The 14157-nt window shown below is 64.2% G+C and carries 13 protein-coding genes and 1 pseudogene; 4 read left to right on the top strand and 10 right to left on the bottom strand.

The window, feature by feature from the left end:
• Positions 1-50 precede the first annotated feature (50 nt).
• The 3 genes from ACQ86E_RS28595 to ACQ86E_RS28585 all read left to right on the top strand — a co-directional run bounded on the left by ACQ86E_RS28595 (position 51) and on the right by ACQ86E_RS28585 (position 3410).
• Positions 51-791 (top strand): SDR family NAD(P)-dependent oxidoreductase, encoded by a 741-nt coding sequence (locus ACQ86E_RS28595; RefSeq protein ID WP_431202829.1) that lies wholly within the window; start codon positions 51-53, stop codon positions 789-791.
• A gap of 76 nt (positions 792-867) precedes the next feature.
• Positions 868-2016, top strand: coding sequence for a hypothetical protein (locus tag ACQ86E_RS28590; RefSeq protein WP_431202828.1), 1149 nt, complete (start codon positions 868-870; stop codon positions 2014-2016).
• A 167-nt stretch (positions 2017-2183) separates the two neighbouring features.
• Complete coding sequence (locus ACQ86E_RS28585) at positions 2184-3410, top strand: ABC transporter substrate-binding protein (protein WP_431202827.1); 1227 nt, start codon at positions 2184-2186, stop codon at positions 3408-3410.
• Between the two features lie 53 nt (positions 3411-3463).
• On the opposite strand, the gene der is transcribed toward ACQ86E_RS28585, so the two are convergent.
• From der to ACQ86E_RS28550, 7 genes and pseudogenes are all read right to left on the bottom strand, one after another.
• Complete coding sequence (gene der / locus ACQ86E_RS28580) at positions 3464-4846, bottom strand: ribosome biogenesis GTPase Der (protein WP_431202826.1); 1383 nt, start codon at positions 4844-4846, stop codon at positions 3464-3466.
• A gap of 49 nt (positions 4847-4895) precedes the next feature.
• Positions 4896-5440, bottom strand: a pseudogene (locus ACQ86E_RS28575) (hypothetical protein).
• A gap of 30 nt (positions 5441-5470) precedes the next feature.
• A complete protein-coding gene (locus ACQ86E_RS28570) occupies positions 5471-6124 on the bottom strand; it encodes a tetratricopeptide repeat protein (RefSeq protein ID WP_431202825.1) in 654 nt (217 codons plus the stop codon).
• A gap of 158 nt (positions 6125-6282) precedes the next feature.
• On the bottom strand, positions 6283-7875 hold the full coding sequence (locus ACQ86E_RS28565) for a class I adenylate-forming enzyme family protein (RefSeq protein ID WP_431202824.1): 1593 nt from the start codon (positions 7873-7875) through the stop codon (positions 6283-6285).
• Between the two features lie 72 nt (positions 7876-7947).
• The gene (locus tag ACQ86E_RS28560) at positions 7948-8532 is read right to left on the bottom strand and encodes an NnrU family protein (protein WP_431202823.1); all 585 of its coding nucleotides are present in this window, start codon (positions 8530-8532) and stop codon (positions 7948-7950) included.
• A 66-nt stretch (positions 8533-8598) separates the two neighbouring features.
• Positions 8599-9177, bottom strand: coding sequence for a hypothetical protein (locus tag ACQ86E_RS28555; protein WP_431202822.1), 579 nt, complete (start codon positions 9175-9177; stop codon positions 8599-8601).
• 100 nt (positions 9178-9277) lie between these two features.
• A complete protein-coding gene (locus ACQ86E_RS28550; protein WP_431202821.1) occupies positions 9278-10900 on the bottom strand; it encodes a peptide chain release factor 3 in 1623 nt (540 codons plus the stop codon).
• Between the two features lie 157 nt (positions 10901-11057).
• Between ACQ86E_RS28550 and sugE the strand changes: the two genes are divergently transcribed.
• Entirely contained in the window at positions 11058-11372 is a 315-nt protein-coding gene (sugE, locus tag ACQ86E_RS28545; RefSeq protein WP_431202820.1) for a quaternary ammonium compound efflux SMR transporter SugE, read from the top strand.
• On the opposite strand, the gene ACQ86E_RS28540 is transcribed toward sugE, so the two are convergent.
• From ACQ86E_RS28540 to ACQ86E_RS28530, 3 genes are all read right to left on the bottom strand, one after another.
• Positions 11365-12372 carry an inorganic phosphate transporter gene (locus ACQ86E_RS28540; protein ID WP_431202819.1) on the bottom strand — a complete coding sequence of 336 codons (1008 nt, stop codon included), beginning with the start codon at positions 12370-12372 and terminating at the stop codon, positions 11365-11367. The two genes, sugE and ACQ86E_RS28540, sit on opposite strands and share 8 nt — an antisense overlap.
• A 14-nt stretch (positions 12373-12386) precedes the next feature.
• Positions 12387-13031: a DUF47 domain-containing protein gene (locus ACQ86E_RS28535; protein ID WP_431202818.1), complete on the bottom strand. Its 645-nt coding sequence runs from the start codon at positions 13029-13031 to the stop codon at positions 12387-12389.
• 156 nt (positions 13032-13187) lie between these two features.
• Positions 13188-14156, bottom strand: coding sequence for a branched-chain amino acid ABC transporter permease (locus tag ACQ86E_RS28530; protein WP_431202817.1), 969 nt, complete (start codon positions 14154-14156; stop codon positions 13188-13190).
• Position 14157: the final 1 nt, after the last annotated feature.

The raw sequence follows: 14157 nt of genomic DNA, 5'->3' as shown, positions 1-14157 counted from the left end.
AAGAACGTGGATGCCCGGGACAGGCCCGGGCATGACGGAAATATTCGACCATGACAAAGCCCCTTGCCGACCGCATCGCTCTCGTCACCGGCGCCTCACGCGGCATTGGTTATGCTACGGCCATCGCCCTTGCGAAGGCTGGCGCACATATCGTGGCGACCGCGCGCACGCAGGGTGGGCTGGAAGAGCTCGATGACGAAATCCGCAAAGACGGCGGCAGCGCTACGCTGGTCCCGCTCAACCTCACCGATTCCGACGGCATCGCGCGGCTCGGCGCCGGCCTGCACGAGCGTTACGGCAAGCTCGACATCCTCGTCGGCAATGCCGGCGTGCTCGGCCCCTCCTCGCCGATCGGTCATATCGAGCTGAAAACCTTCACCGACGTGATGGCGGTGAACGTCACCGCGAACTTCCAGCTGATCCGCTGCATGGAGCCGCTGCTCAGGCAATCCGACGCAGGCCGCGCCGTGTTCATCACTTCGGGCGCCGCCAACAAGGCGACCGCCTATGTCAGCCCCTACGCCGCCTCCAAGGCGGCGCTGGAAACACTGGCGCGCGGCTGGGCGCAGGAAACCGCGAACACGCCTCTCCGCGTCAACCTGTTCAACCCCGGCCCGATCCGCACCCGCATGCGCGCGACCCTGATGCCGGGCGAGGATCCGGCCACGCTGGAGACGCCTGCGCAGGTCGCCGAACTCATCGTGCCGATGTGCGCACCCGAGTGGACCGAGACCGGCAAGTTCTACGACTACAAGACCCGCAGCCTGATGAGCTTCCGCTCGCCGGCGTGATTGACTTGGAGACCTCCCCGCGATTGACTGCACGCGCTCAAGCGGCAGCAAGCCGCAAGCCAAAAGGGAGGTTGCCATGGCACCATGGCATGATCGCGCCGGCCTCAACCGTGCGCTCGCAAATGTCTGTTGCGCCTTCTCCATCCTGATTGCGGCCATCGCCTTCCTGTGTCCGGGCGTTGCGACCGCCGGCGACATCCCGACTTTCGCCGTCGATTCCTCCTGGCCAAAGCAATTGCCGAACAACTGGATCCTCGGCCAAGTCGGCGGCATCACTGTCGACGCGCAGGGTCATATCTGGGTGATCCATCGCCCGCGCTCGCTCACCGACGACGAGAAGGGCGCAAGCCTCACCCCGCCGCGCTCGAAATGCTGCGTGTCGGCGCCGCCCGTGCTCGAATTCGACGCTGACGGCAATCTGCTGCGCTCCTGGGGAGGTCCCGGACAGGGCTATGAATGGGTCGGCCGCGAGCACGGCATCGAGGTCGACGAGCGCGGCTTCGTCTGGATCGGCGGCAATGCCGAGAACGACAACGCGATCCTGAAGTTCACGCTCGACGGCAAGTTCGTCGCCCAGATCGGCAAGATCGCGCCGAGCCTCGGCAGCAACGACACGACGCAGCTCGGCAAGCCTGCCGAGACCGCGATCGACAAGGAAGCCAACGAGATCTACATCGCCGACGGCTACGGCAACCGCCGCGTCATCGTGTTCGACGCAACGACGCTCGCCTACAAGCGGCACTGGGGCGCCTATGGCAACAAGCCTGACGACGCCAAGCAGGCGGCCTATGATCCCAAGGCGCCGGTGTCGCAACAATTCGCCAATCCCGTCCATTGCGTGAAGCTCGCCAATGACGGGCTTGTTTACGTCTGCGACCGCATCAACAACCGCATCCAGGTGTTCAAGAAAGACGGCACCTTCGTGAAGGAGTTCTTCTTCGAGAAGAACACGCTGGGCAACGGCGCGGTGTGGGACATCGCGATCTGGCCTGATCCGAAGCAGACTTGGCTGCTGAGCGCCGACGGCGAGAACAACGAGATCCGGGTGATCAAGCGCGACGACGGCAGCGTGGTCGGCAGCTTCGGGCACAGCGGCCGCAATGCCGGGCAATTCCATTGGGTGCATGCCATGGCGATCGACGCCAAGGGTAACGTCTATACCGCCGAGGTCGATACCGGAAAGCGCATCCAGAAATTCAGGCTGACCTCGGACGCGTTGCAATAGCGTCTCGACGCATTTTGCCCAAAAGTTAACCGACGGATGACGCTTCGACGCAGCGTCATCCGGCTTTAGGCGCATTGCCGCAGGCCGCGGGACAAGGTAGAGGCATCAACCGGACCAAGGCTTCACAAGAGAGCCGTCCGCATATTTGACAATGGAGGAAACCTTATATGACGACGACGTTCGCGCGCCGCTCTGCGGCCCTTCTGGCCTGTGCCGCTTTCGGTTTTGCCACATCCGCCTACGCCCAGGACAAAACCGTCACGATCGGCGTGCTCAACGACATGTCGAGCCTCTACGCCGACATCGGCGGCCCCAACTCCGTGGTGGCTGTCAAGATGGCCGTCGAGGATTCCGGACTGGCTGCCAAGGGCTGGAAGATCGAGGTCGTCAGCGGCGATCACCAAAACAAGCCGGACATCGGGGTCAACATTGCGCGGCAGTGGATCGACACCCAGAAGGTCGACATGATCACCGACACGCCGAACTCCGGCGTGGCGCTGGCGGTCAGCAACGTCGCCAAGGAAAAGAACGTCGTCCTGCTCAACAACGGCGGCGCCAGCGCCGACCTTACGGGCAAGGCCTGCAACGCCAACACCATCTCGTATACTTACGACACCTACATGCTCGCCAACGGCACCGGCAAGGCGCTGACCAAGGCTGGCGGCGATACCTGGTTCTTCCTGACCGCCGACTACGCCTTCGGTGCCGCGCTCGAGCGTGACACCAGCGCGGTCGTCACAGCGAGCGGCGGCAAGGTACTCGGCGGTGTCAAGCATCCGCTCAACACGTCCGACTTCTCGTCGTTCCTGCTCCAGGCCCAGAACTCCAAGGCCAAGATCGTCGGTCTCGCCAATGCCGGCGGCGACACCACCAACTCGATCAAGCAGGCGGCCGAATTCGGCATCGTCGAGGGCGGCCAGAAGCTCGCCGCGCTCCTGCTCTTCATCAACGACGTTCACTCGCTCGGACTGAAGACGGCGCATGGCCTGACCTTCACCGAGTCCTTCTACTGGGACCTGAACGACAAGACGCGCGCCTGGTCCAAGCGTTTCCAGGAAAAGACGGCCAACAAGGCGATGCCGTCGATGACGCAGGCGGGCAACTACGCCGGCGTCATCCATTATCTGAAAGCGCTCGAGGCCCTCGGCGGCAACCCGCATAACGGTGCCAAGGTCGTAGCCAAGATGAAGGAGATTCCGACAGACGATCCTTTGTTTGGCAAAGGCCCGCTGCGTGAGGACGGCCGCCGTATCATTCCGGCCTATCTGTTCGAGGTGAAGAAGCCTGAGGAATCGAAGGGCCCGTGGGATTACTACAAGCTGGTCGCCACCATCCCGGCGGAAGATGCGGCCAAGCCACTCAAGGACAGCGAGTGCCCGCTGGTGAAGAAATAAGCCAGCCGACGTTCTAGTGGGGTGGGCAAAAGCGCTGATGCGCCCTGCCCACCTTACGACGGCCGCTTGCGCTTGTGGGCAAACGGATTGGCCTTCTCGCGCAACGTGATCCGCACCGGCGTCCCCGGCAGTTCGAACGCCTCGCGCATCGAATTGGTGAGGTAGCGCATGTACGATTGCGGCACGGCGTCCGCGCGCGAGCAGAACAACACGAAGCTCGGCGGGCGCGCCTTGGTCTGCGTGATGTAGTTCAGCTTCAGGCGGCGGCCGGACACCGCGGGCGGCGGATTGGCCTGGACTGCCTCCTCGAACCAGCGGTTCAAGGCCGCCGTCGAGACGCGCCTGTTCCAGACTGCGTAAGCGTCTTGAATTGCCTGCATCAGCCGGTCGATGCCCTCGCCCATCAGGCCCGATACGGCGACGATCGGCACCCCCTTGACCTGCGGCAGCAAGTGGTCGGCATCCCGGCGCAAATTGGAGATGGCGCCGCCACCCTTGCTTTCCATCAGGTCCCATTTGTTGACGGCGAGCACGACCGCGCGGCCCTCGCGCTCGATCAGATCGGCGATACGCAGATCCTGCTCCTCGAAGCGGTTCTGGGCGTCCATCATCATCACGACGACTTCGGCAAAACGCACCGCACGCAGCGCATCCGCGACCGAGAGCTTTTCCAGCTTCTCCTCGATGCGCGAGCGCCGGCGCAGGCCCGCGGTATCGAACACGCGGAATTCGCGGCCCTTCCAGTTGATCTCGACCGCGATGGAATCGCGCGTCGTGCCGGCCTCCGGGCTCGTCAGCAGGCGCTCTTCCCCGAGCAGATGATTGATGAATGTCGATTTGCCGGCATTGGGCCGGCCCACGATGGCGACCCGGATCGGGCGCGTCGCGGCCTCCTCCTCGGTGAGCGGCGCGTCGTCCTCGGCTTCGTCGTCCTCGACCGGCTCCGGCATCAGTTCGCGGAGCGCATCGTAGAGCTCGCCCATGCCCTCGCCATGCTCGGCCGAGATCTGGATGGGATCGCCAAGACCAAGCGCGAAGGCCTCCATCGCGCCGGCATCGCCATGCTTGCCTTCGCTCTTGTTGGCGACCAGCAGCACCGGCTTGTTAGCCTTGCGCGCGAAATCGGCGAAGGCGCGATCAGTGGGCGTCAGGCCGATGCGGGCATCGATTACGAAAAACAGCGCGTCGGCCTGCGCGATCGCCGCCTCCGTCTGCTCCTGCATGCGTGCCGTCAGCGAACCCTTGGCGCCCTCATCGAGGCCGGCGGTATCGATGATGGTGAATTCGAGGTCGCCGAGCCTGGCCTCGCCCTCGCGGCGGTCGCGGGTGACGCCGGGCAGGTCATCGACAAGCGCGAGCTTCTGCCCAACCAGGCGGTTGAACAGCGTCGACTTGCCGACGTTGGGTCGGCCGATAATGGCAATCGTGAAGGACATCGGTCATTCGTGCGCTGCGAAGGCCGCGCCTGTCAATGCAATGAAGTGATCAGCGCGAGAAGCTGCCGCTCGGCATCGGCGCCGGGAAAGCGCCCTGCGACTGCTGCTGCGTGGTCTGGGTCGGTTGCGCCTGCTGGGCGGGCTGATCCGGCGGCGGCGCGGTGGTGCGCCTGCGGACGATCTTATGTTTGGGCGGTGGAGCGGCCGCGGGCGGCGCGGCCTCCGGCTGGGCCTCGCCATCGACTTCGCCCGCCGGGGCCTCAGCAGGAGCTGCCGCGGTGGCTGGCTGCCTGGTCTTCTTGGCCTTGGCACCCTTTGCCGGCTTGGCCTCGGGCGGCGGCTCCGCCGGCAAAGCCGCGACGGCAGGCGCGTTCGGATCCGGCTGCTGCTGAGCCCCCTTATACATCTCGCGTGGCACGCCCTGCTCGAGGCCCGGCACACCCTCGGGGAAGACCGGCTTGCGGTCTCCCGGCAGCTTCTTTTGGTGTCGAGAAAGTCGAGCATGTCGCTCGGATCGAAGCTGGAACAGCCGCCCAGGACGCCCGTGAAGGCGATCAGGACGGCGGCTGCGATCAAGCGTGGCGTGCGGCGCATATCGATGTCTCGTCTCAGCTCTCGGGACCGTCAGCTTTTCGCAACGGGCGGCAGCAGGGCCTGGAGCGCCTCGGCACGCGAGCGCAGGCCCGGCGGCGTTTCGCCGTCATCAGCGATCGCGTCGAGCCATTTGCGGGCCGCAGTGGTGTCATTGTTGCGCCAGGCCGACAGCGCCAGCATCTCGCGTGCAGTGTGGCGGAACGTCGATTTGGGCTCGGCGGAAGCCTCCAGCCGCTGCTGCATGTCAGCATAGGACGCGCTGTCGACCAGCAGGCCGGCGGCGCGAATCCTGGCCAGATCCTGCCACTCACCGCCGATGCCGCGGTCGGCGGCAATGTCGTCATACATCTTGGCCGCGGCCTTGGGATCGCGAGCGGCCGCCTCGGCCGCAGCACGCAGCCGTGACAGTGTGCGATAGCCCGAGGGCGCCTTGACGGCGAGCTCGGCAAAGGCGGCCTCGGCCTCCGCATGCTTGTCCTGGTCGGACAGCTCGGCGGCCTTCTCGAAGGCGGCGCCGGCCTCGGCGGCTTTCTTGCCCTCAAGATATTGGTAACCGCGCCAGCCGCCGACGGCGGCCACGACCAGCACCATCAGGGCGATGAAGAAGATGGAATACTTGTCCCACAGCTTCTTGAGCTGTTCGCGACGGACTTCCTCGTCGACTTCGTTAAATAATTCAGACACTTAAGCTAATCCCATGCCCGGCCGGGCGCGCGCGCCAGATTGTCCGCGTCAAATACCGGTCCCCACGTGGCGGCGGCGATACCCTATCGATATGGCGGAGGCAAGGCAAAGCAAGCCCAATCAAGACGTTAACGACCCGGGAGCGCCCGGAGGCCGGGTCAGGCTCCCAGCAGCTCCCGCAACTGCCGCTTCAGCACCTTGCCGTTGGCATTGCGCGGCAATGGATCGGCCGTGATCGTCATCGTTTCGGGGACCTTGTAGTCGGACAGCCGCTCGGCACACCAGGCCTGCAGGGCTTCACCGGCCACCGGCCCGCGCGTTACCACCACGGCGTGAACGCGTTCGCCCAGCACCGGACATGCCTTGGCAACGATCGCGCTCTCGATCACGGCAGGATGGCCGGCGAGCACGGATTCGACCTCGGCGGAATAGATTTTCAGGCCGCCGCGGTTGATCATGTCCTTCTGCCGGTCGAACACGCGGACGAATCGCTCGGCATCGACCGAGCCGAGATCCCCGGAGTGCCAGAATCCACCGGTGAAGCTCTCGGCCGTAGCCTTCGGGTTGTTCCAATAGCCTTTGATGACGGAGGCGCTCTGGATCCAGAGCTCGCCGATCTCGCCTGGCGGCAACTCGCGCCCGTCCGTCCCCATCGCGACGATGCGCGCGCCCGGACACGGCAGACCGACGCTGTCGATGTGGCTTGCCGTCAATTCGCCCGGCATGATCGTCGAGGGCGATGTCGTCTCGGTCGCGCCGTAGCAGTTCGCGAGATTCAGGCCGGGAATCGTGGCCTTGAGCTTTTCGATGGTCGCGACCGGCATCGGTGCGCCGCCGAAGCCGCCGATGCGCCAGCTCGACAGATCGTAGCTGTCGAAATCGGGCTGGAGCAGGCAGAGATTGTACATCGCCGGAACCATCACCGTGTAGGTGACGCGTTCACGCGCGGCCAGCTTGAGATATTCGGCGGCCTTGAACTCCGGCATGATGATCAGCGCACCGCCGCAGCGGACCATCGTCGTGATGTTTGCGACGACGCCGGTGACATGGCCGAGCGGCACCGCCGCGATCGAACAATCCGCTTGCGTCAGTTGCAGGCAGGAGACGAACACCATCGAGGAATGGACGATGTTGCAATGGGCGAGCATCGCGCCCTTCGGCTTGCCGGTCGTACCCGAGGTGTAGAGGATCATCGCGGTCTCCTCTTCGCCGACCTCGACCGGCGCTGGTGCCGGCGGGTTGTCAGCGAATTTGGCGAAGCGCGAGAGCGCAGGATCATCATCGATGGCGATGCGGTGGATCACATCGGGCACGTCCAGCGCGTCGGGCAGACGTTCCGCGAGTGCCGCCTCGTGGATCAGGATCCTGGCGCCGCAATCGGCCAGCACATAGGCGATCTCCGGCTTCTGCTGGCGCGTGCCGAGCAGCACCGTAACCAACCCCTCATGCGCGGCGGCGAACAACAACAGCGGAAATTCGATGCGGTTGCCGAGCAGGATCGCGACACGGTCGCCGCGCCGGAGTCCCAGCTTGCGAAAGCCCGCAGCGATCCGCGTGGCCTGCTCCACCGCCTGTCGCCAACTCAGGCGAACATTGCCTGCGATCAGCGCTTCGCCGTCAGCATTGCGGGCGTACGCTTCCGCAACCATCGCCCACAGGCTCATCGGCCGATCGCAGAAGGCCGGCACCACCCGATCGCCAAAGCGCGCCTCGAGCCGCATCGGCGGAATCTGAGAGTACGACCAGTCCATCGGAATGCCTCGGCTTGTTGGTTTTGTTACTTTCCGCGCACGAGCATGCGGGTCCTTCCTCGTGCGGGTCTGTTACCCGCCCATCACGGGAACACCGATCACGACCGGATGGAACGCAAACGCCAGCGCCAGATAGGCGACGACGCCGACCGCGACCGCGATCAGATCGTTGGTGACGCCACCCACCGGAATCGGCGGACCGCCGCCATCAGTGCGATGCTTCAGCGAAATGCGGTCATACACCGCCCAGCCCAGGAACGATCCGAACAGGATGATGGAGCCGAGATCGCCGTTGGCGAGCAGATGCGCGGCAGCCCACAGCTTGATGCCGGCCAGCATCGGATGCTTCAGCGTCGCGTAGATGCGGCCACGCAGGTAGGAGGCAACGACCAGGATGACGGCCGGCAGCATCAGCGCAACCGAGATGTGCTTCATCGCCTTCGGCGGATACCAGACGTCGATCCAGCCGGTCGCGCGATAATTCGCAAAGCCCCAGACAATGAGCGCCAGACCCGCGAGCGACACCGCCGCATAGAGGATCTTGTAAGTCCCCTCGCCGAGCCGCGCGATGGCCTGAGCTCGCGCGTCACGTTTCGTCGTAAAAATATGGGGCGCAAAAAACAGCACCAGCCCCAGGATCATGACCAGCAGACCCACGACATCCTCCCCTCAACCAGCGCCCCGCCAATGGCGTATCATTGATTGGCAGATGCCTGCAATGCGCTACTTGCCGAGCTCCCGATTGTCGACATAGCGGATCGCGATCGGTCGCCCGGCCAGCGCGCCGCCGAGTCCGCCAGTGAATTTGAGCGGCAGGCAGGCCTTCAGCGACGCATTGATCGCGTCGAGATAGGCGGTTCGGGTATCGGCGGTGACACCTGCGGTCGCAAAGGTCAGACGCGGCGGACCGATCAGGCCGCCTGCCTTGTTGAAGCTGAAACGCACCGACATCTGCATACCCGCGCGGGCATGGTTCGATGGCGGCGACCAGCAGGTGCGCAGCTCGGCGAAGAGATCACCGATCGTATCGAGATCGTGATCGGGCTTCTGGTATTTGGCTCGGTCGGAATCCTCCGGCACACTCAGGATCGTGAGCTGGAGGTTCTGTCCATAGGGATAGTCGATCTCGGGAATGCAGGGGCCGGGTTCGAGCGGACTGCAATAGGACGGCGTGCAGGGACGATTGTCGAGCACGCTGCACGGCTCGTGGGAAAATGGGATCGGGTTGATCTGGCGACGCTGCGCATCGGCGGCAGCCGTCGATATTGCCAGCAGGAGAAAAACAAGGATGCCGCGCCACATGATGCGAACTCGCAAGGCCACTCGGACAAACGTGGCATCGTCCATGAACGCGTCAAGCCCACGCGCGTTCACGTGCTCGCGCGTATATGGCTGGGGCACCCTACCCCTTCTTCTTGACGTCCTTGACGTTGGTGAACTCGATCCCCTCGGCGCGTTCCCGGGCGTAACCGAGATAAAACTCGTTTCGCGCCAGATAGACGGGATCACCGTCAACGTCGTCCGCAATGCTGGACGTGTTCGCGGCAATGAAGGTGTCGAGCTTCTTGCGGTCCTCCGAGGAGACCCAGCGCGCGAGCTGAAACTCGCTGACCTCGAACTCGACCGGCAGCGAATACTCGGCGTCGAGCCGCGCCTTCAGCACGTCGAGCTGCAGCGCGCCGACGACGCCGACCAGTGCAGGCGCACCGTCGCGCGGGCGGAACACCTGCACCACGCCCTCTTCCGACATCTGCTGGAGCGCTTCCTTCAGCTTCTTGGCCTTCATCGCGTCGGTGAGACGCACGCGGCGGACGATTTCTGGCGCGAAGCTCGGCACCCCGACGAAGTTGAAATCCTCGCCGTCGGTCAGGGTATCGCCGATCCGCAACGTGCCGTGATTGGGAATGCCGACGACGTCGCCGGCAAAGGCCTCATCCGCGACCGAGCGGTCCTGCGCGAAGAAGAATTGCGGGCTCGACAGCGGCATGCTCTTGCCGGTGCGCACCAGTTTCGCCTTCATGCCGCGGCTGAGCTTGCCGGAACAAAGCCGCGCGAAAGCGATGCGGTCGCGGTGGTTCGGATCCATGTTCGCCTGGATCTTGAACACGAACGCACTCATGCGCGGGTCGGTGGCTTCGACCCTGCGCTGGTCGCTCTCCTGCGCCCGCGGCTCGGGCGCGAACTTGCCGAGGCCTTCCAGGAGATCGCCGACGCCGAAATTGCGCAGCGCGCTGCCGAAATAAACCGGCGTCAGATGGCCCTCGCGAAACGCGCCGAGTTCGAACGGTTTCGAGGCGGCGGTGACGAGCTCGAGCTCATCTTTGACCGCTCCAACGTCGAGGTTCGCATTGAGCTTGCCGAGTTCGGCGATCTCGATCTGCTGCGCCGCGCCGGTCTTGGCGCCGCCGCCCTCGAGCAGGCGCACGCCGCCATTGACGACGTCATAGGTACCGAGGAAGTCGCGGCCGCGGCCGACCGGCCACGTCATCGGTGTGGTGTCGAGCGCCAGCGTCTTCTCGATCTCGTCGAGCAGTTCGAAGACGTCCCGGCTCTCGCGGTCCATCTTGTTGATGAAGGTGATGATCGGGATATCCCGAAGACGACACACCTCGAAGAGCTTTCGGGTGCGCGCCTCGATGCCCTTGGCGGCGTCGATCACCATGACGGCGGAGTCGACCGCGGTCAGCGTACGATAGGTGTCTTCCGAAAAGTCCTCGTGGCCCGGAGTGTCCAAGAGGTTGAACACGAGGCCCTCGAACTCGAAGGTCATGACCGAGGTCACGACCGAGATGCCGCGCTCGCGCTCGATCTTCATCCAGTCCGAGCGCGTGTTGCGCCGCTCGCCCTTGGCCTTGACCTGGCCGGCCAGATTGATGGCACCGCCGAACAGCAGCAGCTTTTCGGTCAGCGTGGTTTTGCCGGCGTCCGGATGCGAGATGATCGCAAAGGTCCGCCGCCGCGCCACCTCAGCGGCAAGCGGGGAAAGGGCCGGCGATTCGGCTGTGGTCGTGGCGATGTCGGACATGGCGGCAGCGTTTGGCAGGGAATATGGGCCGGATCAAGCCTCATTTGGTGATTGCGGAGCCTTCCGGCCAGCCCCATATCGGCTTTGGGAAGGACGGCCTTCCCGCTCATCAGCATATCAGCCGCGGGGACGGCCCTGCCTTGAATGGAGGGTCGCCATGGCCTGGAGCATCCTGTTCGTCGCCGGACTGCTGGAGATTGCCTGGGCGATCGGCCTCAAATACACCGAGGGCTTTACCAGGCTGGTTCCGTCGGTCCTCACGCTCGCGGCCATGGCCGGCAGCGTCATCCTGCTCGGCCTGGCCCTCAAATCACTGCCGATTGGAACCGCCTACGCGGTCTGGACCGGGATCGGAGCGGTCGGCACCGCGGCGCTGGGCATCGTCCTGTTCGGAGAGCCGGCCAGCGCGTTGCGCCTTGCCAGCATCGGATTGATCGTCGCTGGTATTGTCGGGCTGAAGCTCGTCACCTGACGAAGATCTTGACCGCCCACCAGGTCAGAGCCGCGACGATCGCCGAGGCTGGCATCGTGATCACCCAGGCATAGACGATCGAGCTGGCGACGTTCCAGCGCACCGCCGAGAGGCGGCGGGCTGCGCCGACGCCGACGATGGCGCCGGTGATGGTATGGGTGGTCGAGACGGGCACGCCGAGGAAGGTCGCCATGAACAGCGTGGCGGCGCCGCCGGTTTCGGCGCAAAAGCCCTGCATCGGCGTCAGCTTGGTAATGCGCAATCCCATCGTGCGCACGATGCGCCAGCCGCCCATCAGCGTCCCCATCGCCATCGCCGCCTGGCACGACAGCACGACCCAGAAAGGCACGAAGAATTCGCCGCCAAGTTGGCCCTGCGAATAGAGCAGCACGGCAATGATGCCCATGGTCTTCTGCGCATCGTTGCCGCCATGGCCGAGCGAATAGAGCGAAGCAGACGCGAACTGCAGGATGCGGAAGGCGCGGTCGACCGCGAACGGCGTCGACCGCACCGACGCCCAGGACACGATCGCCACCAGCACCATCGCCAGCAGGAACCCCACCAGCGGAGACAGCACGATCGCGAGCACCGTCTTGGACAATCCGCTCCAGACCGCCGCCGAGATCCCGGCTTTGGCCACTCCGGCGCCGAACAATCCTCCGATCAGCGCGTGCGACGACGATGACGGGATGCCGAGCGCCCACGTCACGAGATTCCAGACGATGGCGCCGACGAGCGCTGCGAAGATTACCTGGGCATCGACGATCGCGGGATCGATGATGCCGGTGCCGATGGTCTGGGCGACGTGCAGCCCGAACACCAGGAAGGCGACGAAATTGAAGAAAGCGGCCCATAATACGGCGAATTGCGGCCGCAGCACCCGGGTGGAAACGATCGTCGCGATCGAATTGGCGGCATCATGCAGGCCGTTCAGGAAATCGAACAGCAGCGCGACGGCGATCAGTCCGATCAGGACGGGAAGACCCAACGCAGCATCCACGGCGCGGCCCTGCCCTACACTTGCTCGATGACGATGCTGTTGATCTCGTTCGCGACGTCGTCGAAGCGGTCGGCCACCTTCTCGAGGTGATCGTAGATCTCGACGCCGACGATGAAATCCATTGCGCTGCCGTCGCGATGCTTCAGGAACAGCTCCTTCATTCCGATGTCGTGGAGGTCGTCGACCCGGCCCTCGAGCTTGGTCAGCTCTTCGGTGATCGCGGTCAGCATGGCGACGTTCTTGCCGATCGCCTGCATCAGCGGCAGCGCGCGGCCAACCAGATTGGCGCATTCGATCAGGAGCCCGCCGATCTCACGCATCGGCGGCTCGAAGGTACGGACCTCGAACAGCATCACCGCCTTGGCGGTCTGCTGCATCTGGTCGATCGCATCGTCCATCGACGTGATCAGGTTCTTGATGTCGCCGCGGTCGAACGGGGTGATGAAGGTGCGGCGCACCGCCGTCAGGACCTCACGAGTGATGTTGTCGGCGTCGTTCTCGAACTGGTTGACGCGCTGACAGTAGACCGGCGTCTCCTCACCCCCGTTGAGCATGCCCTGAAGCGCGATCGAGCCCTGGATCACGGTCTTGGCGTGGCGGTCGAACAGGTCGAAGAAACGTTCTTCCTTGGGCAGGAAAGCGCGAAACCATCGCATCATGGGACTAGTCTACCGGTTGGAAATGGCCCGGCCCGAGCAGGCCGTCACAAAACTGTCATAGACCATTTTCCCTCCGCGCGCGTGCCACCTCACGCCCGCGGAGCCGGATCATCCACCGCTTTCGCACACCAAATAAACTGATTTGATATCAACGATTTAGAGAGATCGGCGGAAGTAATGCGCGATTTCACCGATGACGCCACGGCGGAAGGTGAGCACGCAGATCACGAAGATCGAGCCCTGGATCACCGTCACCCACTGGCCGAACCCCGCCAGATATTGCTGCATGGCGATGATCGCGAAGGCGCCGACCACGGGACCGAAGATGGTGCCAAGACCGCCGACCAGCGTCATCAGCACGACCTCGCCCGACATCGACCAGTGCACGTCGGTGAGCGAGGCGTTCTGCGCCACGAACACTTTCAGCGAACCGGCAAAGCCGGCGAGCGTGCCCGACAGGACGAACGCCAGGAACTTGTACTGGTCGGTCCGGTAGCCGAGCGAGATCGCGCGCGGCTCGTTCTCGCGGATCGCCTTCAGAACTTCGCCGAAAGGCGAGTTGATGATGCGGTAGATCAGCAGGAAGCCGGCGAGGAAGCCGACCAGCACGACGTAGTACAGCACCGTCGGCTTGGAGAGATCGAACACGCCGAACATGTGCCCTTGCGGGATGCCCTGGATGCCGTCTTCACCATGGGTGAATGGTGCCTGGAGATAGATAAAGTAAAGGAGCTGCGACAGCGCCAGCGTGATCATCGAGAAGTAGATGCCCTGGCGGCGGATCGAGATGTAGCCGGTGATGAGCGAGAGCACGAAGGCGCCGGCGACGCCGACGAGAATGCCGAGCTCCGGCGGCAGGGCCCACACTTTCAGCGCGTGCGCGCTGCAATAGCCGGCCGTGCCCAAGAACATCGCGTGCCCGAACGACAGCAGGCCGCCATAGCCGATCAGAAGATTGAAGGCGCAGGCGAGCAGCGCGAAGCACAGCGCCTGCATCACGAAGAACGGGTAGATACCGCTGAATGGCACCGCGGCTAGCAACAGGGCCATCAGCACGAACGCGATCATCTCGTCGCGAATGGCGCGCGGGGGCACCGGCAGCGTGTCGTCCGTCAAGGCTGTCATA

The sequence above is a fragment of the Bradyrhizobium betae genome, assembly GCF_050632175.1.
Taxonomy (GTDB): Bacteria; Pseudomonadota; Alphaproteobacteria; order Rhizobiales; family Xanthobacteraceae; genus Bradyrhizobium; species Bradyrhizobium betae_B.
The sequence above is the reverse complement of the archived record's forward strand: the minus strand, read 5'-3'. Positions and strand labels throughout refer to the sequence as shown.